Genomic DNA, 18,671 nt, shown 5'->3' with positions numbered 1-18,671 from the left:
AATGAAAAACGCATATGAGAAAACATGTCGGATTTTCATTTGATAGGCGTCTGGGCAAAGTCAGTCGATTGAAAACCGCCGGGTTGATCCTCGGGTCGATAGGCATGACACTGCCCTGATTGCCGACACATAAAGCAACCTACGCCATGACTCATCAGCCAACACTCGCCCTTCGTGGCCCGCTACTCAGTTTTTCAGCCGATCCCGGGGTCGACGTCACCCCAAAAGACGAAAGTGTTGTCTATCTTGAAGACGGCCTGTTATGGATTGAGCAGGGCCACATCAAGCACGTCGGAGAGGCCGATGCGCTTCTCGCTCACCTACCGGCTGATGCAGAGCTTCATCACTACCCTGACAAGCTCATCATGCCGGGCTTTGTTGATCCTCATGTGCATTTCAGTCAGCTCGATATTATCGCGTCGTTCGGCAAGCAGCTGCTTGACTGGCTAAATGATTACACCTTCCCCGAAGAAGCCCGGTTTGCCGATCCTGCGTATGCCGACGCGCTGGCTGATGCGTTCATTTCAGAAATGCTGAGATACGGAACCACTACCGCACTGGCGTTTTGTACCAGTCATCCGAGCTCGGTCGATGCCCTATTCAAGGCAGCCTCTGCGCGCGGATGCCGAATGCTTGGCGGTAAGGTCATGATGGACCGAAATGCGCCTGCCGCGCTGACCGATACACCAGAACGTGCAGAGCATGAAAGTCGCGCTTTGATCGAGCGCTGGCATGGCCAGGGGCGTCTTGAGTACGCCATCACGCCACGTTTTGCTCCCACCTCTTCACCCGAACAGATGCGTGTGGCCGGCCTCCTTGCCAAGGACTATCCGGAACTCATCGTTCAAACGCACCTGAGCGAAAATACCAAAGAAATTGCCTGGGTCAGCAACCTCTACCCAAGCGCGCGGGATTATCTGGATGTTTATGATCGGGTGGGTCTTCTAAAAGACCGCGCCGTTTTTGCACATGCCATTCACATCGATGACAGTGTTCGCCAGAGACTTCATAGTGCAGGCGGCCGGATTGCATTCTGTCCAACCTCCAATCTCTTTTTGGGCAGCGGGCTTTTTGATTTTCGAGCGGCACGTGAGAGCAAAGTAACGCTTGGAATTGCAAGCGACATTGGCGCAGGTACCAGCCTGTCTCAATTGCATACTTTGGCGGCGGCCTACCAGGTGTGTCAGCTCCAGGGGGTGTCGTATACCCCATGGCAAGGGTTTTATCAGGTAACGCATGGCAATGCGGTAATGTTGTCGCTTAATGACTGCATTGGGCAACTAAAACCCGGTTTTGAGGCCGATATCGTCGTTCTCGACCCAAGGGGATCACCGGCACTTGCTCGCAAGGCAAGCCGCGCAACTACGTTATTTGAAATGCTGTTCAACTTGATGATGCTGGGCGACGACCGCGCCATCCATGCCACTTATGTTCAGGGCAGGAAAATGGAGCTTGCGCCTTAATACACCGAAACGCCCCCTAAAGCGCGCCATAAAAAAACCGGTCCTTGACCGGTTTTTTTATGGCGCAAGATATGAAACTTAACTGATATTCAAGCAGAGATACTTTGTTTCAAGGTATTCATCAAGCCCATACTTGGACCCTTCTCGACCAAGCCCAGAGGCCTTGACGCCCCCAAACGGAGCAGCAGCATTGGAGATCAGGCCCTCATTGATGCCTACCATTCCATACTCGAGCTTTTCTGCTACACGCCAGATGCGACCGATGTCTCTACTATAGAAATAGGCAGCCAATCCGTACTCGGTATCGTTTGCCATTTCAAGCGCCTCACGCTCACTGTCGAAACCAAACACGGCGGCCAATGGTCCGAAGGTTTCTTCATGAGCGACCTTCATATCCTGGGTCGCGCCACTGACCAATGTCGGCAGGTAAAAGCGCCCGCCTTTTGCGTGCCGCTGACCACCCAACAGAAGTTCAGCGCCCTTGTCGACCGCATCCTCGACATGTTCAGCCATCTTGTTGACCGCATCGTCATCGATCATCGGCCCGACAGTCACTCCGCTTTCAAACCCGTCACCGACCGACAAATCGCTGTTCATGGCCGCTGCGAGCTTTTCGCTGAACGCATTGATGATGCTGTTTTGCACTAGAAATCGGTTGGTGCAGACACAGGTTTGGCCGGCATTTCGAAACTTGGACGCCAGCGCCCCTTGAACGGCTGCGTCCAGATCCGCATCCTCGAATACGATAAATGGCGCGTTGCCGCCCAATTCCAGCGAGATCTTTTGAATATTCTGCGCGGCATTGGCCATCAACGTACGGCCAACCTCGGTCGACCCGGTAAAGGTGATCTTTCGAACCTTGGGCGACTCCGTCAGTGCGCCCGCGATATCGGATGCACTGCCTGGGAGAACATTGAAAACCCCCTTGGGCACGCCCGCACGCTCGGCAAGTACAGCAAGAGCCGTCGCGGAAAGCGGGGTCTGGCTTGCCGGCTTGACAACGATCGAGCACCCTGCCGCCAGCGCTGCCCCCGCCTTGCGTGTAATCATCGAGGAGGGGAAATTCCATGGGGTAATCGCCCCAACGACACCCACGGGTTGCTTGAGAACAACGATACGCTGGCCGGACTTGGCACCGGGAATGGTATCGCCATAAACCCTTCGAGCTTCTTCGGCGTACCAGCGCAGAAAGCTGGCCGCATAAGCGATCTCACCTTCGGCTTCCTTTTCAGGCTTGCCCTGTTCAAGCGTCATTAATCGACCGAGATCAGCCTGATGCTCCATCATCAACTCATACCATCGATAGAGAATATCGGCTCGTTCGAGTGCGGTTCGCTCAGACCAAGCTTCAAAAGCCGCATACGCAGCGTCGATGGCACGGTCGGTTTCCTTGCGCCCCATCTTGGGCACTCGAGCGATAATCTCGCCGGTCGAGGGATTATCAACCTCAATCTGCTCACCGCTGTCGGCTGCGACCCAACTACCATCAATAAAGGCAAATGGGCGAAACAATCCATTGTCTTGCAGCATAGTCATGGCGCTTCCATCCTGATCTCGGGAATGCATTTGAAGGTACGGTTATTGATGACGTACCAAGGACAAAAATTCCTGCCGGGTTTCGATGTTACGACGGAACGAGCCAAGCATGACCGACGTGCTCATGCTCGAATTCTGTTTCTCGACCCCTCGCATCATCATGCACATATGTTTCGCCTCGATAATGACCCCAACGCCCTTGGCGCCGGTCACCTGCCTAACGGCTTCGGCAATCTGCCGTGTCAGGTTTTCCTGGATCTGCAGCCGACGCGCGTACATATCGACAATACGAGCGAATTTCGAAAGACCCAGCACCTTGCCATCCGGCAGATAACCGATGTGGCATTTACCTATGAACGGTAGCATATGGTGCTCACACATCGAGTACAGCTCGATGTCCTTGACCAGAACAATCTCATCGGTGTCTGAGGTAAATACTGCGTTATTAACCAGGGTTTCCAATGACTCATTATAGCCTCGCGTCAGAAACTGCATGGCCTTGGCTGCGCGAGTAGGGGTATCACGTAACCCTTCTCGACTCGGGTCTTCGCCCAGACCCTTGATGATTTCCTGAAAGTGGTGGGAGAGCTCGTCACACATGGGCTGATTCAATCTCTTCGAAAGACAGGTTGGCCGCGGGCGCGGCGAAAGGCGCCTATGGTATCGCAACCTCATACATTTCGCAGTTCGAGTTTCGCCCTAAACCAAGGGCTTGAAGCGTCGATGGGCTTTTCCCACTTTCAAGACATATCGACGCGTTTCTTCGGCGGGATGACGTGTGCGCAGATGCTTATAAACATCCTGCGCGCTGAGCGCGTTAATACGAGCAAGAGCCCTTGAGCGCCCGCCACCGAACGCTCGAAACACGTTCCCGGCACCACCGTTATAGGCCGCAATAACACACCATCGACGACTTCTCGGGTTACGAATGCCCTTCAGGTAAACCGTATCCAAAAGTGCCAAGTAGGCTGTTCCCGTATCGATGTTTTTTCGAGGATCGAACAAAAAGGTTTTAGAAGGCATGCCAGCACGCTTATAGATGCGATGGAACACATCCTTTCCAGCCGTACGAGGAACGATCTGCATAAGCCCAAACGCGGGAATATGGCTTACGGCATAGGGGTTGAAGCTCGACTCGGTCGAGATAATGGCCATGATAAGGGCAGGATCCACTTTATGGCGTCGACTTGCCTTTTCGACCAAGGGTACAAACTGCTTAGAGCGAATATTTAAATGATCATAAGATAACGGTATATTTATCTTGAGCACATCTTTACCGTTTTCTTGCCGCTCGGTTTCAACCTTGTGCGTGGCAAGCCATTTGGCGTAGCGGTCGGTTCGCCAGGCAAAGCGCACGCTTTTCCCACCCTGATCAACAACCTGCCCTTTCAGAAGTCCCTGAACACCATCGCGGTGCTTACGGCTCAACTGCCCATGGTCCAAACTGGAGTCTTCGACCGGTGTCGAGAGCGTTCGCTTGATCAACTCAACAAGCTCATCGGTTGATGCGTGAGTATCGAGCGTTTCAATGATTACTTCGCCCTGCTCGAAATCGATTTCAGCCCGGCTACGGTAGGCCTCATCATAGGCAACTAGCCGCTTTGGTTGCGAAAGCTTTACATCAGACCAATAGGCACCAGCCTTTGAACGAATCGCTTCAAACAACGCGTCGTAGTCCGATAGTGCCCCTTGCGCCTGGCCACCCCACTCATCAAGAGTGGCCATCGCATCATTGAATTGCCGCTCTAATGCTGGAAATTTTCTCAGCCATGTCCCGGACGCTTCCGACGCATCAGCCCTGACCTGCGTCCAAGGCATCAGGGCAAGCGCCGTCATTCCAAGCAGAGCTTGCCGACGGTCAAGCGAGCCAGAGCGGATCGGATAAGGCATGACGCTGCTGTTCCAGAGCTTTTATGTGATCGTCCCAATAGGCCTCATTACCTACCCAGCTAAAGGCGGCCGGAAAGGCCGGGTCACTCCAGCGCTCAACAATCCATGCGGCATGGCGCACCATCCTCACGGCACGTAACCGCTCGACCCAGTCGAGCTCGCGTCGATCAAAATCAAGGTATTGCTCATACCCTTCCAAGAGCTCAGACAGCTGGCTTTGGGCCTCTGACGCCTCCTTGGCAGTCAGCATCAACCAAAGATCCATGACCGCAGGCCCGGTCTGGGCATCGTCAAAATCCACCAGCCCAAACTCATCATCACGCCCGAGAATATTGCCGATGTGACAGTCACCGTGCACCGGAAACATGGCCAGTGATTCAAGGGGCCAGGTCCGGGCCTGGTCAATCAACTCCATGACCAGTTTCTTGTAGACCTTCGCTTGCCGATTACTAAGAAATGCGCTCTCAAGAACGACAGAGGAAGCGTGTTCGAGCAGAGATACAGGCGCCCAAACCGGTCGTTCGTTAAATGAATATCTTTTAGACGCACGATGGAGCTTCCCTACAAGCTCGCCCAGAGCAAATAGGTGATTTGGATTATCAAGTTCGGGGGCCTGGCCGGGCAACGCATTGAATATGGCGTATTCGAAGTCTTCGTATCGATGAAGCACCCGACCGTCTGGAGCTTGCCAAGGAGTGCCAACGGAAACCCCGCTTTGTGCGAGAAACTCAATGAACTGAAGCTCTTCGGCGCGTTGAACACGTGTCCAACGATCTGGACGATAAACCTTCAATATAAACCGCCGGCGATTGTCATCTTGAAAATCGAATACACGATTTTCATAACTATTGAGTGCGAAGGGGTCGCGACCAACCGCGAAGCCGAGCGTTTCAATCATATCGATTGCACGGTCGGGGGAAAGGGTTTCAAAAGGATGTGTCATGAGGTCTCCCTGGATTGACCTGCATGTTATCAAACTCGCTCCCTTTAGGTGTTCGGGCAATCACGAGGGCTTGCACACTGTTCGCCGCCCCATGAAAACAGAGGGTTGATAGCGCGATCAGCGTTGCACCAGTCGTCATGACATCATCAAAAATCACAATATTTTGACTCTCTACTGACTCCTCAAGCGTAAAAACACGGGGAGAAAGCCGAAGGCGCTGATGGCGGGTCAATGAGCGTTGAGCAGAGGTCCGGCGTGATTTACTGGCTTTCAGTAAAGGCCACCCCATTTTTTTGGAAAGTTTACTAGCGAGCCATGCGACAGGGTCAAAACCTCGCGCCCTTTGCCGCGACGGGTGTGACGGCACGGGCAATAAGCGATTTTCAACGCCCAAGGATTGAAATGGCGCATGCTCGAGCAGCAACTGCAACAAAATACGGCCAGCTCGAAAGTCATGATGGTATTTAAAGCGCGTGATGAGCCAGGCAAGATCACCGCCGTATTCAAACGGCGCATTGACGGTAAAGGGCGTAACAGCGTTAACAAGACATTGGCTGCAATATTCTGCCCTTGGCTCTGATAAGGGCAGCGCGCACTGTTTACACGCATGTCGATTGAACGGAAGTGCGTCATGACACCAACGACACAGGCTTTGTCCTTTCATGGCAGAACACTGACATCGCGCGCACCTTGTGTTGCACCAGTTCAATAGTACAGACATTGCTCTCTTCGTTTTTTATATGGGTCTAGTCACGTCTTAACGGCTGTGGAATTTATAATTTAAGTAATGATGCCCAAGTACTTGCATAGACACATAAAATCGGTAGAATGCACACCGTCTTACTGCGGGAGTGGTGGAATTGGTAGACACGCTGGATTTAGGTTCCAGTGCCGCAAGGCGTGAGAGTTCGAGTCTCTCCTTCCGCACCATAGACATTTATCATCCTTCCTAGATATTCTTTTAAGCCCAGTGGCGTCGGCCCTCAGAAAGAATATACTGTATATCCTTACATAATCGCTCCCCCCTTTTAGGTTTTCCGCGCTGTATGCCCAGATGTATGCTCGTCTATAAATGGCATACACGAACAGGAACGGCATACATCAAGCGATTACAAGTCAAGCGCGCTGACATATTTCTTATCCTTGAAGCATGAACCGTCTGATGTTTGTAACACACCGTCATCGCACGAATTTCATCCAAAACCGTTTGAAATCTTCATGCGCTCCGCCCTTCCTCTAGATACAGCGCAGCTTTTTATCGGACCCTTTCGGACTTTATCTCAGCGCCCGTACTAATGGGTCAGCTAAGCGCCTGCACTGACAAGCTACAGGTGTACCAGTGCACGCAACACTTCCCCTCCAATGCTAAGCGTACTTAATGCTTCCATGATGAGCCTTGCATATTGGCTTTATCAAACGGAGAGGTGGCACATGGACTATTCAACGTATGCGGGTGCAATCAACGGTACTCACGTCCCCCGGTATCCGGACCGAATAGGAGCTTTCGGGGCATCAATCATGTGGATGACCGGCAACGGAACTGAAGATGCAGAGGAAATGCAATTCCGTCTGGCACAAGTAGGTCTACCTCGGTCCTCGAACTGGGTGACCGGTATGGCCGTCTCTGGCCGGGCTATCGAAGGCTATGTCAGCAAATTAGATGACATGCTTGCTCCCATGAGCGGGGCTAAAAAAGGATTGGTTCTGGTTCATGGCCCCGGGAATTCCGTAAGCGCAAATGGGCCATATCCGGGTGCACGCGAGAAGATTAATCAAGGCATGCGAACCGTCTTGAAAGGGATCGAGGACAAAGGGTTCATACCAATTTACCTAGGGTTATCCTATAGGCGCCCGGAATCTTCCAAACCTCGTGAAACCGCAACATATAATCGAGAAATTTGCTGGCCACTAATCAAAGAGTTTTCTCCCTTGATTTGGGATTGGCAAAACGACCGACCCGCCTGGGATTTCTATGCGCTCACACGAATGCTGTCGCCCTGGCTTCAAGATGACAATGTTCACCCCTCAATACCAATGAGGTGTGCAATTCGCACTTGGTGGGCAATGAAAATTGGCGAACTTATGCATTCGAGACCGCCAGCAAAAGCACCTGATTTCAAGGGAAAAAAAATAATACTTTCCTTTAGCCCAGATCAAAAAGAGGCATTTACTGACATCAACGCCATGATTGCAGGCAACGAGTCTGCCACAACGAACGGAAAGAATGGCGCCGCAGGTTGTTCTCGGATATTTACAACCGATGGCCATCCTCTGAACGGCATTTGGGCAACATCGATGGGGTATAGCGGCCATACCAACAAAGGTAGAAAGATCGAGTCAAACACTGAGCAAGCCAGCATATTACATCCGGCACTCGTTCAGGACGGATTGTACTCTGGCCACAATGAAGCGTTCGAAGCGCTGACCATCTACGGCTTACCACAAGGACTTTGTGGCACGTTAACCCTTATTGCAAGCAGAGAGGCAAACGATAGCATTCGAAAGGGAGATTTCTGGATTCAAGACCACGACTACGATAAATACAGTGTCGATGCAGCGCTTGATCCGCCCGAAGCCGTCAAAATGAGGTTTGAAGTAACAGGCGATAAATTGACGCTCTTGGGGCAAAAAGCTACTGGAAGCACCTTTTGCTATCTAAGTGGAGTGCAGCTCGAATTTAGCATTTGATGTACCAAATTCTGTTAATTAGTAAAAAAAGCCCTGTTGGAATATCCAACAGGGCTAACACAGCAAGGAATTTAGGTATGAATAATTCGACAACACCACAGTACTTACATGCATGTCCTTTATTGGTCGACTCCCTCTTGTTGCTGAAGACGTTTTTTCTCGGCAGCTTTCCTGGTTTTACCTGCACGAGACGGCGGCTGACAGATTCCACACACAAAGTTGTGTTCAATACTATGCGCATGAGTCACGAATTTGCCGTCACAACGAGTGCATCGTGTTAATTGTAGAAGATCGCTTTCGAAAAACCGGATCAGCGTCCAGGCACGGGTCAAACCCAGAACCGCTTCATCCTCTTCGAGCAATGACACTTGCTCCAGATACAGCTTATAGCTCTTGATTAATGCATTAAGTCTGTCGCAATCGCCGTTTTCTTTAACGTATTGGTAGATATTGTAAAAGAGCGATGAATGAATGTTTGGCGACCATGTCACAAACCAATCTGCGGAAAACGGAAGCATGCCTTTGGGTGGAGATACGCCTCTAATTTCCTTGTACAATTTAATCAGGCGCCCTCGGCTCAGGTCGGTTTCCGACTCAAGAACCTGCAAGCGCGCGCCCAGCTCAATAAGTTCTATCGCGGTTTGTACCTGCTTGACTTCCCCTAGAACACTTTTCTCAGCCACGGCGCTTTCCTCCGCTCAGCACTTTCTCTGAAGCATCAGAACGGCCTGCCAGCAAAATGGCTTCATGAGTCCGTTGAAGGTCATTTGTACGACCCTCGCCGGTCAGAGTGGTTAACGCTTCGGTGCTATCAAGTGCGAAATGACAAAGCAGCTGGCTAGAACTTGCAAGCTTTGCAAGCTCCGACACTGGAAGGTCGCTCAGCTTTTTCGCCATTTCGGGTTCAAGCTTGAGTCGAAACATGGCTTGATCACGGTCTTCGTTCAAAAGTCGCTGAACCAAAAGAAGATATGAAAGATTAACGTTACGAATATCTTCAAGCAGGCTAGAAGTCGGATTCATGATAATTTCCTCGAGTGTCGCCGTTAATGTATTTTTTTGTAAGCTCATTCGCTAGCTTTTCGCTGGAATGAAATCTTTTGTTACTTTGTGAGCACAGGTTACACATAGCACTAAAAGATTACAAACCCTTCTCCCCCCTTATCCGTCTTTTTTGTGAAAAAAATAGCTACCATAGACTTAAAAAAGATTGAATATAACTATAACCTTTTAGAAACAAGATCTTGAAAATAGCCTTTCAATCCGAAACCTCATACATAAGATTAGTCTAAATATCAAAGTAGCACAAAGATATTAACCAAACTAATACTTAATAAGATGGATAATTATACTGCCGATGAAGCCACTTGAATTCACCTGAGGCTTACATCCACATGGGCGACATGTTTTGTTACCTAAAACATACAAACGCAGCGTAAAGAAAATAAAAAAAGCGCTTGAGTAAGCGCTTTAAAGGAGCCAGAGGAAATTCGAAGAAGCTACACCGAGGCGGATAGGGCGTGCTCGGAATCCCATCGCACGTAAGCTGAATAGGCGTTGGAAAGGAAAAGTAGGATGTGTGAAAGCGTATTAGCGTTCTTGACCGTCAGGTCGTGGCAGAGGTCGTTAATATAGGCTTGCTCCGTCAAGCGGCCGCATTCAAGATCCGGCGCTATAAACGGGTAAACCATAAAGCGCACCAACACCTGATAATGATGCTTCATGTTGCCCTGCCACTTCAGCAGTTCGAAGAGCTCATCTGAAGAGGCACCGCCTGTCATTCCTTCTGCGACTAAACGCTCTGTTTCAAGCGTTGCCGCCCTGTATTTTCCCAAAAGCTCGATTAATGTCATGGCCGACTCCTGTCTATGTACTGCTTATGGTTCTAAGTCTACTCGCGCAGGCATAAACGCATAGGTTGAAAAAAGGAAGTTTACGAAGCTAATTAGCCAGCGAACTACAAAAAAAACCAAAAAGATACCTTATGTTACACAATAATTACGGCGCGATCACGCTTTACACGCATGCCAAAAAAGGATGATTTTTCACTGCAACCTAAGCCCGACTTTTGTAACTGCATTACCATCCACCTCATGCACCACCCAGTGAATGCCATGCCAGTCCACATCGTCACCAACGACCGGGTACCCACCCACACGACGTGCAATGAACGCGCCTAACGTTGACTCCTGCTCTCCAAGGCTCAATGTCAGACCATACGCACCGGCAATATCTTTCATCGGAGCATCACCTTCCATGATGAATGCGCCATAAAAATCTCTTGCAAGCTTGAGGCGTGCTTCGCCATCAAACATTTTATTGAGCGAAGAAACGTCTTCCGATCGTCCAATGGCACATACAAGATCGTTTTTTTCCAGCCGAGTACTGCCTTTCGGATGAATCATGGCATTACTTCGGAATACGGCCGCAAGTGACGTGCCGGAAGGAAACTTCAAGTAGCGCAGAGGCACGTTTTCCACGCCACGATTATCGATCTTGTACATCAACATCTCATAATCGTTTTCGGGAAAGACCCCCAGGGTCTTGCGACGAGACGGCGCCGATTTCGGCGGTACGATGACACGCATCCATTTTGCCATTGGTCCGATGCTCATCCCCTGGACCACCAGCGACATGAGCACTACGACAAAGGCGACATTGAAATAGAGTGAGGCGTCTTCAACGCCACTGATCACCGGTAGAATCGCCAGCACGATCGGAACCGCACCTCGTAGACCGACCCAGGAAATAAAAAACACTTCTCGCCAGCGGAATCGAAAGAAAGGCTTCAGGCTTAGAATGACCGCGATCGGGCGCGCGCCAAAAATAAGCAGCACCGATACCGCGACCGAGGGCCAGAAATACGCCATGAGCTGGGTCGGGGTCACCAACAGCCCGAGCACAAGAAACAAAACAATGAGACTGAGCCAGGCAAGCCCATCGTTGAAGGGCACGATGTGCTCAATATGGCGCCCCTTGATGTTGCCGATCATCAAACCCGCCAAATAGATCGCCAGGAAGCCACTGCCGTCGGCAAGGTTTGTCATGGCAAAGATCGCCAGTGCCAGCGCAAGCGTCAGAAGTGCGTATAACCCGGACGCAAGATCGAGCCATTTGAGCAAACGCCCGACACACCACCCGCCGCCAAGCCCGAACACCAGTCCCCAGCCAAATTGTTGAACAAACAACAATAAACTGTCGGATACACCAGTGACTTGACCTGTCAGCGTCTGGGAAAAAGCAAGCGTCAGGAAAATGGCCATGGGATCGTTGGTTCCCGATTCGATCTCAAGCGTTGCACCGACGCGCTCATTAAGCGTGACGCCCTGCCCCTTTAGCATCGAAAAAACAGCCGCTGCATCCGTCGAGCCAACGATGGAGCCGACCAAGAGCCCCTGAATCCACGACAGATCCAGAAACCACACCGCAGCGACACCGACCAAACCGCTGGTAATGAATACGCCAAGCGTTGCAAGCGACAGCGCAGGCTTCAAGCCAACACGAAACGTAGACATGCGTGTTTGAAGGCCCCCATCAAGCAGTATCATGGCAAGCGCCAACTGCCCGATGACATACGCCTGCGAATAATCATCGAAATTGATGCCGAGCAGGCCATCTTCCCCCGCCATCATGCCGATGAACAAAAAAAGCAGCAGCAACGGCATGCCCACGCGCGCCGAAATTCGGCTCGCCAAAATGCTAAAGGCAACCAGCAGTCCAGCAACCAGGTAAATACTATTCAAATCACCCAAGGGGCATCCCCGCATTCGATGAGTGGTTCAGACATCCAGCCAGTTCGGCAGATCGATCACGCATTGCCAATCACTGTCTCCCGTACTATTCATTGCCCATAGTGCCGACCGGCACCAGGCGCGCTGACATGGCGTCAACGAGTATACATTCTGAAAATGCGCCTTGAAGCGTGCATGCACCGATGACGGCGCTCGCGCAAAGACAAGCTCGATCATGGCCAGCGTAAAATCCAGAGGTGCAACCACACAGGCCTCCCAGTCAACGCACCAAAGACCCGTCGGCGTGTCCATGAATTGATCGCAGCGCGCATCGACCAGGCAATATACGGCGCCAGGGCCGCCCTCAAGCTCGGTACTGTCCGGCAACTGGGCAACGCTTGAAGCCGGAACGTGTTCGCGAACATAGGCGATAAGCACTTGAGGCCACGTCGATAACGGTCGCCGATACTCGGGCTTGGTTATACTGCCATACTCGTACCGATTTAAGCCGTCGAATTGGACCTGCGTTACCAGCCATTCTCCAAGCCAGTCAGCCACTTGCGCTGCATCAGGCGCGCATCCATCAACCCAGGGCAGCGCCCAGACCGGGCGCTGTTCTACCCGACCTTTATAGTCAAGTCCAAGAAACCCCGAATGCGTTTGAGCAATTCGCTCACGAAGCTCAGGTAAAAGGGATGCGTCTTCCCATCGATCATGGCCGAAAAGTGTCGCCACACCCTTCCAAAAAGGGTCATCTGCCGGTGACATACGTGCCACCTTGATCAACTGATCCGATTCTGGCGCTCGCCATAACCAATTTGCGCTGTCGCGAAATAAAAGCGGCAAGGGTGCCAAAGGCGCTTCAAGGAGCAACTGTTCAAGCGCAGCCGTCAGGTGCTCAGGGGGGAGATGCATTTTACCTCACATGCTAGCCAGCCATATGGTGGACACGTTAGAGTACCAGAAAGGATTGGGGTGCCTTACGGCTGAGAGTGCACAGCGCACAACCCATCGAACCTGATCCGGATCATACCGGCGGAGGGATATCCATGTATCTATTCATGCCTATCGGCCACGCGCCGTGACATCGACTCCTCTAGGGCTCACCGTCGAGGAGGCCAGTCTTGCCTATCAGGGCACACCTCTTTTTGAAAACCTTTCCCTGACTCTTTCTCCAAGCAGTTGGTGTTGCCTGCTGGGTCGAAGCGGGTGCGGTAAAAGCTCGCTACTTCGATTGATTGCTGGCCTGGACACGTCCAAAGGCGCGAAGGTTCGCCTGAGCGACCATGCCGGCAACGCACTCCCCGCTCAAGCCTTTGCCTGGATGGCTCAGCAGGATGCGCTCTTTCCCTGGCTCAGCGTGATCGAGAATCTACTGCTCGGAGACCGCCTTCAAGGTCAATCGAAAAGTTCGGCCCGACGAGCCGAAGCAATCGCCTTGCTGGAGACACTGAATCTGGCAGATAAAGCTGAAGCCCGACCTTACGTGCTCTCCGGTGGCCAGCGCCAACGCGTTGCCCTGGCTCGAACCTTGATGCGCCCATCACCAATCGTTTTGATGGATGAGCCCTTCTCGGCCGTCGATGCCATTACCCGTTACGACCTGCACCAACTGGCCACGTCGCTTTTGTCCGATAGAACGGTTTTGATGGTAACCCACGACCCCGGTGAAGCCCTGCATTTAAGCGACCGCATTCTCGTGTTGAGCCCATCAGGGCGACTGGCCCCCTTCGACTGCGGTGGCCCGCCCAAGGCACTGTCGCTTTCACAGCGAGCAGACGCTGAACAAGAGCTCATCACCCTTTTAGGTCATCAATGAAAGACTCTCGTTCACTGTCAAATGCAGCGTTTGCTCTACTGGCTGTACTGCTCTTGATATCAGGCTGGCAACTCATCGTCAGCATCACCGATGTGCCTCGCTATATCCTTCCAAGCCCTGAGGCCGTCCTTGCCGCACTTGTCCGTTACTCATCGCTATTGTGGTCGCATGGACTCACCACCGGCCTTGAAGTCGTGCTCGGATTCATCAGCGGAACGCTTTTGGGCATTGCCACTGCACTAACGCTTGCCGCCTGGTCCCCCGTGCGAAAACTGGTGCTGCCGCTACTGCTGGCCTCTCAGACCATTCCGATCTTTGCAATTGCGCCGATTTTGATGCTTTGGCTGGGTTATGGGCTCGCCTCGAAAGTAGTCATGGCCACGCTCATCATCTATTTCCCGATCGCATCAACCTGCTACGACGGCCTTCGTCAGACGCCCACCGCCTGGACGGATCTCGGCCAGACACTCGGCGCATCGAACGCCCAGCAGCTCTTTCGGATTCGCTTCCCGGCTGCCCTGCCATCACTCTGCTCAGGGCTTCGAATGGCGGCAACCGCTGCTCCCATCGGGGCGGTTATCGGCGAATGGGTCGGTTCAAGCCATGGGTTGGGCTACTTGATGCTTCAAGCCAACGGGCGCATGCAAACGGATCTTATGTTCGCCGCCCTATTCATTTTGATCGTCATTGCCGTGCTGCTTTACCAAGGCGTCGATTGGCTCTGCCGCTGGCTGGTGCCCTGGCAGAGCCTCAGTGAGCACTGAGCGCACGCATACGACACTCGTTCATTACACCCGATAAAGAGATGTGCACCATGCCTATAAAACGTCCGTTTTCCCGAAGAGCCTGGCTCAAGCATGCTTCGGCCCTGAGTGCGGCCACCCTGCTTCCGAGCACAGTTTTTTCCCACTCGGCGCGTGCCGAGACGTCTCAAAGTTCTCGTGCCCAGACTCACGGCAATGATACTCAAGCTCGCTCAACGCCAGTATCATTGACCGTCATGCTCGACTGGTACGCCAACCCAAGTCACGGCCCATTGATCATTGCCAAACAAAAAGGGCTTTTCGACGCACACGGCATTGACCTCACCATTCAGGCGCCAACAGACCCATCAGCCCCCCCAAAACTGGTGGCCGCTGGCAAGATCGATCTTGCCCTGAGCTATCAGCCTCAGCTTCATCTGCATGCAGCCAGTGGGTTGCCCCTGACCCGCATCGGCACCTTGATCGACACCCCTCTAAACGTTCTGGTGGTCCGCAAGGACAGTGGCATAGAGCGCCTGTCGGATTTGAAAGGCAAGCGCATCGGCTATTCGGTCGGTGGTGTCGAGCGGGTTCTACTTGATGGCATGCTCAAGGACAGCGGCTTGAGCGAGGCCGATGTCGATCTTGTCAACGTCAATTTTTCTCTGACACCTGCATTGATCAGCCGGAAAGTGGACGCTGTAACGGGCGCGTTTCGAAATTTCGAACTCGCACAGATGCGTCAGGAGGGCGTGGAGGGCCGCCCCTTCTTTATAGAAGAGCACGGTATCCCGGCTTATGAGGAACTGATCTTCATCGCAGAGCGCAGTCAAATTGCCTCAAAGAGAGAAGCCTATGCCCGCTTCATGTCCGCTCTAGAGCAAGCCGCGCTGTGGATCGTCAACCATCCGCAAGAGGGTTGGGAAACGTTCAAACAGTATGATCCGGTACTTGATAACCAGATCAATCAAAGCGCGTGGTTCGATAGCATCGTTCGGTTTGCGTTAAGACCCGCAGCGCTTGATACGGGGCGCTACCGCCGCTTTGATCGCTTCCTGCATGACAGTGGCGCCATCGATCAAGCCAATGACATTCGCTCACTTGCAATCGACATCAACGCCTGAGTTCAGTAGTCGAGGTGCATACATGCGATGCAGTGCGCCTCTTAGGCGATTCAATACCGGCGTGGTACTATATCCTTCAAAGTGGAGTGTCGCCCGAACACCATTGATCTTCGGTAACAGCGAGCCATGCCCGTTACCGAATAACCGCTTTATGTTATCTTACGTGCCATAGCGAGTGATAAAGAGAGACTCATGACTGCAACCCCACATCACGAGCATTTCGAGCGCGTTCGTCAGGATCATCAACGCGAACTCGTCGAAGACTATGTGGAAGAGATCGCGCATCTCCACCAGCATCTGGGTGAAGCGCGGGCCAGCGATCTCGCAGAGCGCTTTGGCGTGAGTCCTGCGGCGGTGTCAAAGGTGGTTACCCGGTTGAAACGTGACGGGCTGGTCAATGCGCGCCCCTATCGTGGCATTTTCCTGACGGAACAGGGCGAGAATCTGGCGCTCAAGGTCGCCAAGCGTCACGAAGTCGTGTTGAACACACTTCTCGCACTCGGCGTCCCCGATGCCGTTGCTCGCGCAGATTCCGAAGGCATAGAGCACCACTGCAGCGATGAAACGGTCGAGGCCATGCGCCAGTTCATCCAGCGTTATCACGCCGACCTCGAAACCGCCTCCCGCTAAACATCAAGGGGCATGTGGCGCCCAACATGACCGAGACGCTCTCACCGGGCACTGAGCCTCAAACCACCTTTATTCATTTCGAGACGTCGGGTCCCCGGCCGTCTCGAGACAGAATCACCCGTCTCTGCGCGCAGACGCATTCAAGCTCGGGCACTGCCCTGTGGCAGCAAAGCGTATCAAAGGGGCACGAGCAACGTGCCGTGGATGATCTGATTGCCTGGTGCTCGTCATCAAGGCTGGTTGTTCTCGACGCGCGCAGATGGCTTGCCTTCTTGAAACGTGCGGCTCCTCATGCGATGTCGACTGCCCGCCATACTATCGGCCTAAAACGCCTTTACTCCGCCCTCGACATCGGCCACGAGCCGCTTTCCCCCCTTGGCGCAGCCGATCTGCAAAATGCCTGGCAGGCCCTGGTCGACCGCGCAGGCAACGCCATGGTCGATCAACAGATCGAGATGCAACTGCGTTCCAGGAGCCTACCGGCGCACGTTTCACCGGCTGAGTGGCACCATATTCCCCACCATCCAGGGGTGTATCTGTTTTACGGACACAACGACGTGCTGCTCTATATCGGCAAGAGCGTCGATCTGAAAACCCGTATCGCAAGCCACTTTACCGGCGCATTGCAAGATGACCGCACCCTCAAGATGACCCAACAGATCGAGCACATCGAATATCGATTGACCGGCGGGGATTTCAGCGCCCAACTCATCGAAAGCACATTGATCAAGGCCCGTGCGCCCTTGTTCAATCGGAAACTGAGACGCGCCAAGACCCTATTTAGTTGGCACTGGAACAGAGGACAGACGCGTCCGGCGTTGAGCACGGAGCGACATTCGGACAGCGACGGCGCGTATTACGGGCTTTTTCGACGAAAACGCGACGCCATAGACGCCATGACGGAGTTGACCCGAAACAACGCCCTTTGCCCCAAGCTCATGGGGCTGGAGTCTGGCAAGGGTCGGTGCTTTGCCTATCAGATCGGCCGATGCCGGGGTGCCTGTCAGGGCATCGAGCCTCTTGAGCATCATGACGAACGGGCCGAAGCCGCGCTGGGTGCCTGGCGGCTCACCGCATGGCCCTGGGAGGGGCCGGTGGCCATTTTTGAAGGCGATGACACGCAACGAGGCCATGTGTTCGATCACTGGTGTTACCTGGGCCAGGTCGGAGAAAGCGCAGCCGTGACGAGCGCCCCCTTCGACGTCGACATCTATCATTTGCTTAACCGATTCCTTCTGAAACCGGCGCTTAGACAGACATTGACAATCGTTCCGCTGGACGAGCTCTAGTCACGAGTGCACTTAGTTCAATGACGAACTAGCTCGTCAAAAAGCGTACGACATGTTCACGAAATGCTTTCGGAGCTTCAGCGTGGACCCAGTGACCAATCCCTTCCAGTGTTTCGATCGTTAAATCCGTGAATAGAGACCGCGCCGCCTCGATACCCGCTTCATCGACATACGATGAGGCCCCGCCTCGAAGAAACAGCGTTGGCTTTTCAAACGTCTCGGAGCCCCCCGGCGCCGCGATGATCGACTCATAACCTGCCTCGATCTCGTCAAGCCCGACACGCCAGACAAACTCGCCTTCGCCACGCGTAAGATTCGTTGCCAGAAACTGGCGTGTAGCGATGCTATCGATCACATTTTTCATGACATCATCGGCTTCAGAGCGGCTTTTTGGTCGCGCAGCCTCGACCGCTCGCATGGCCTTGAAGACATCATCGTGGCCGTGTTGGTAGGCCACTGGCGCCACATCGGCCACGACCAGGCGCTCCACGCACTCGGAATGGCGCCTTGCAAGTGTCATGGCAACCTTTCCACCCATGGAATGCCCAATCAGACAGCACCGTGTTATGCCATGGGTCTTGAACGCGGCCATCACGTCATCGGCCATCGACTCGTAGTCCATACCCTCGACATGCGGCGAACGGCCATGATTTCTTAGGTCAAAGGCAACGACCCGGGTATGGGCACTCCACTCCTTGATATAGGAGCGCCAGTTATCCGCGCTACCCATCAGTCCGTGCAGAATAACAACCGGCAAGAACGCGCCCGATGCTTCTCCGCTGTCCAGTGACGCCAATGTCACACTCATGATCGCT

At 53.0% G+C, this 18,671-nt stretch carries 18 protein-coding genes, 1 tRNA gene and 1 riboswitch; of the genes, 8 read left to right on the top strand and 11 right to left on the bottom strand.

Annotated elements, in window-relative coordinates:
* Positions 1 to 146: 146 nt before the first annotated feature.
* Positions 147 to 1,463 carry a guanine deaminase gene (guaD, locus tag NAT49_RS02040; protein WP_251589939.1) on the top strand — a complete coding sequence of 439 codons (1,317 nt, stop codon included), beginning with the start codon at positions 147 to 149 and terminating at the stop codon, positions 1,461 to 1,463.
* 78 nt (positions 1,464 to 1,541) lie between these two features.
* Here the strand turns inward: guaD and NAT49_RS02035 are convergent, their stop codons facing one another.
* The 5 genes from NAT49_RS02035 to NAT49_RS02015 all read right to left on the bottom strand — a co-directional run bounded on the left by NAT49_RS02035 (position 1,542) and on the right by NAT49_RS02015 (position 6,496).
* A complete protein-coding gene (locus NAT49_RS02035) occupies positions 1,542 to 2,999 on the bottom strand; it encodes an NAD-dependent succinate-semialdehyde dehydrogenase (RefSeq protein ID WP_251589938.1) in 1,458 nt (485 codons plus the stop codon).
* A 42-nt stretch (positions 3,000 to 3,041) separates the two neighbouring features.
* Complete coding sequence (gene folE, locus NAT49_RS02030; RefSeq protein WP_251589936.1) at positions 3,042 to 3,599, bottom strand: GTP cyclohydrolase I FolE; 558 nt, start codon at positions 3,597 to 3,599, stop codon at positions 3,042 to 3,044.
* 99 nt (positions 3,600 to 3,698) lie between these two features.
* Positions 3,699 to 4,889 (bottom strand): murein transglycosylase domain-containing protein, encoded by a 1,191-nt coding sequence (locus tag NAT49_RS02025; protein ID WP_251589934.1) that lies wholly within the window; start codon positions 4,887 to 4,889, stop codon positions 3,699 to 3,701.
* Positions 4,858 to 5,832 carry a serine/threonine protein kinase gene (locus NAT49_RS02020; RefSeq protein WP_251589933.1) on the bottom strand — a complete coding sequence of 325 codons (975 nt, stop codon included), beginning with the start codon at positions 5,830 to 5,832 and terminating at the stop codon, positions 4,858 to 4,860. The genes NAT49_RS02025 and NAT49_RS02020 overlap by 32 nt, the downstream gene beginning before the upstream one ends.
* Positions 5,816 to 6,496: a ComF family protein gene (locus NAT49_RS02015; RefSeq protein WP_251589932.1), complete on the bottom strand. Its 681-nt coding sequence runs from the start codon at positions 6,494 to 6,496 to the stop codon at positions 5,816 to 5,818. Before NAT49_RS02015 ends, NAT49_RS02020 begins: the two co-directional genes overlap by 17 nt.
* Positions 6,497 to 6,677: 181 nt before the next feature.
* Here NAT49_RS02015 and NAT49_RS02010 point away from each other — a divergent pair.
* Together NAT49_RS02010 and NAT49_RS02005 are read left to right on the top strand one after the other, a co-directional pair.
* Positions 6,678 to 6,762: transfer RNA gene (locus NAT49_RS02010), tRNA-Leu, on the top strand.
* Positions 6,763 to 7,263: 501 nt separating this feature from the next.
* Positions 7,264 to 8,520: an SGNH/GDSL hydrolase family protein gene (locus NAT49_RS02005; RefSeq protein ID WP_251589931.1), complete on the top strand. Its 1,257-nt coding sequence runs from the start codon at positions 7,264 to 7,266 to the stop codon at positions 8,518 to 8,520.
* Between the two features lie 119 nt (positions 8,521 to 8,639).
* Here NAT49_RS02005 and flhC read toward each other — a convergent pair whose 3' ends face one another.
* From flhC to NAT49_RS01980, 5 genes are all read right to left on the bottom strand, one after another.
* A complete protein-coding gene (gene flhC / locus NAT49_RS02000) occupies positions 8,640 to 9,203 on the bottom strand; it encodes a flagellar transcriptional regulator FlhC (protein ID WP_251589930.1) in 564 nt (187 codons plus the stop codon).
* Positions 9,196 to 9,543: a flagellar transcriptional regulator FlhD gene (flhD, locus tag NAT49_RS01995; protein WP_251589929.1), complete on the bottom strand. Its 348-nt coding sequence runs from the start codon at positions 9,541 to 9,543 to the stop codon at positions 9,196 to 9,198. The genes flhC and flhD overlap by 8 nt, the downstream gene beginning before the upstream one ends.
* 476 nt (positions 9,544 to 10,019) lie before the next feature.
* Complete coding sequence (locus NAT49_RS01990) at positions 10,020 to 10,373, bottom strand: hypothetical protein (RefSeq protein ID WP_251589928.1); 354 nt, start codon at positions 10,371 to 10,373, stop codon at positions 10,020 to 10,022.
* A 192-nt stretch (positions 10,374 to 10,565) separates the two neighbouring features.
* Positions 10,566 to 12,272 (bottom strand): potassium/proton antiporter, encoded by a 1,707-nt coding sequence (locus NAT49_RS01985; RefSeq protein WP_251589927.1) that lies wholly within the window; start codon positions 12,270 to 12,272, stop codon positions 10,566 to 10,568.
* 27 nt (positions 12,273 to 12,299) lie between these two features.
* Positions 12,300 to 13,019 (bottom strand): hypothetical protein, encoded by a 720-nt coding sequence (locus NAT49_RS01980; RefSeq protein WP_251589925.1) that lies wholly within the window; start codon positions 13,017 to 13,019, stop codon positions 12,300 to 12,302.
* A gap of 193 nt (positions 13,020 to 13,212) precedes the next feature.
* A riboswitch (TPP riboswitch) is annotated at positions 13,213 to 13,313 on the top strand.
* A gap of 19 nt (positions 13,314 to 13,332) precedes the next feature.
* Between NAT49_RS01980 and NAT49_RS01975 the strand changes: the two genes are divergently transcribed.
* From NAT49_RS01975 to NAT49_RS01955, 5 genes are all read left to right on the top strand, one after another.
* Positions 13,333 to 14,070, top strand: coding sequence for an ABC transporter ATP-binding protein (locus NAT49_RS01975; protein ID WP_251589923.1), 738 nt, complete (start codon positions 13,333 to 13,335; stop codon positions 14,068 to 14,070).
* Positions 14,067 to 14,834, top strand: coding sequence for an ABC transporter permease (locus tag NAT49_RS01970; protein WP_251589922.1), 768 nt, complete (start codon positions 14,067 to 14,069; stop codon positions 14,832 to 14,834). Before NAT49_RS01975 ends, NAT49_RS01970 begins: the two co-directional genes overlap by 4 nt.
* Before the next feature lie 236 nt (positions 14,835 to 15,070).
* Positions 15,071 to 15,937, top strand: a complete 867-nt coding sequence (locus tag NAT49_RS01965) for an ABC transporter substrate-binding protein (protein WP_251589921.1) — start codon at positions 15,071 to 15,073, stop codon at positions 15,935 to 15,937.
* A 156-nt stretch (positions 15,938 to 16,093) separates the two neighbouring features.
* Positions 16,094 to 16,567 carry a manganese-binding transcriptional regulator MntR gene (mntR, locus tag NAT49_RS01960; protein ID WP_374708801.1) on the top strand — a complete coding sequence of 158 codons (474 nt, stop codon included), beginning with the start codon at positions 16,094 to 16,096 and terminating at the stop codon, positions 16,565 to 16,567.
* A 26-nt stretch (positions 16,568 to 16,593) separates the two neighbouring features.
* Complete coding sequence (locus NAT49_RS01955; protein ID WP_251589919.1) at positions 16,594 to 17,856, top strand: GIY-YIG nuclease family protein; 1,263 nt, start codon at positions 16,594 to 16,596, stop codon at positions 17,854 to 17,856.
* 28 nt (positions 17,857 to 17,884) lie between these two features.
* Here NAT49_RS01955 and NAT49_RS01950 read toward each other — a convergent pair whose 3' ends face one another.
* On the bottom strand, positions 17,885 to 18,664 hold the full coding sequence (locus NAT49_RS01950; RefSeq protein WP_251589918.1) for an alpha/beta fold hydrolase: 780 nt from the start codon (positions 18,662 to 18,664) through the stop codon (positions 17,885 to 17,887).
* Positions 18,665 to 18,671 lie beyond the last annotated feature (7 nt).

It is taken from the genome of Larsenimonas suaedae, from assembly GCF_023712105.1.
GTDB classification, from domain to species: Bacteria; Pseudomonadota; Gammaproteobacteria; order Pseudomonadales; family Halomonadaceae; genus Larsenimonas; species Larsenimonas suaedae.
This window is presented reverse-complemented; position numbering and strand designations above follow the sequence as displayed.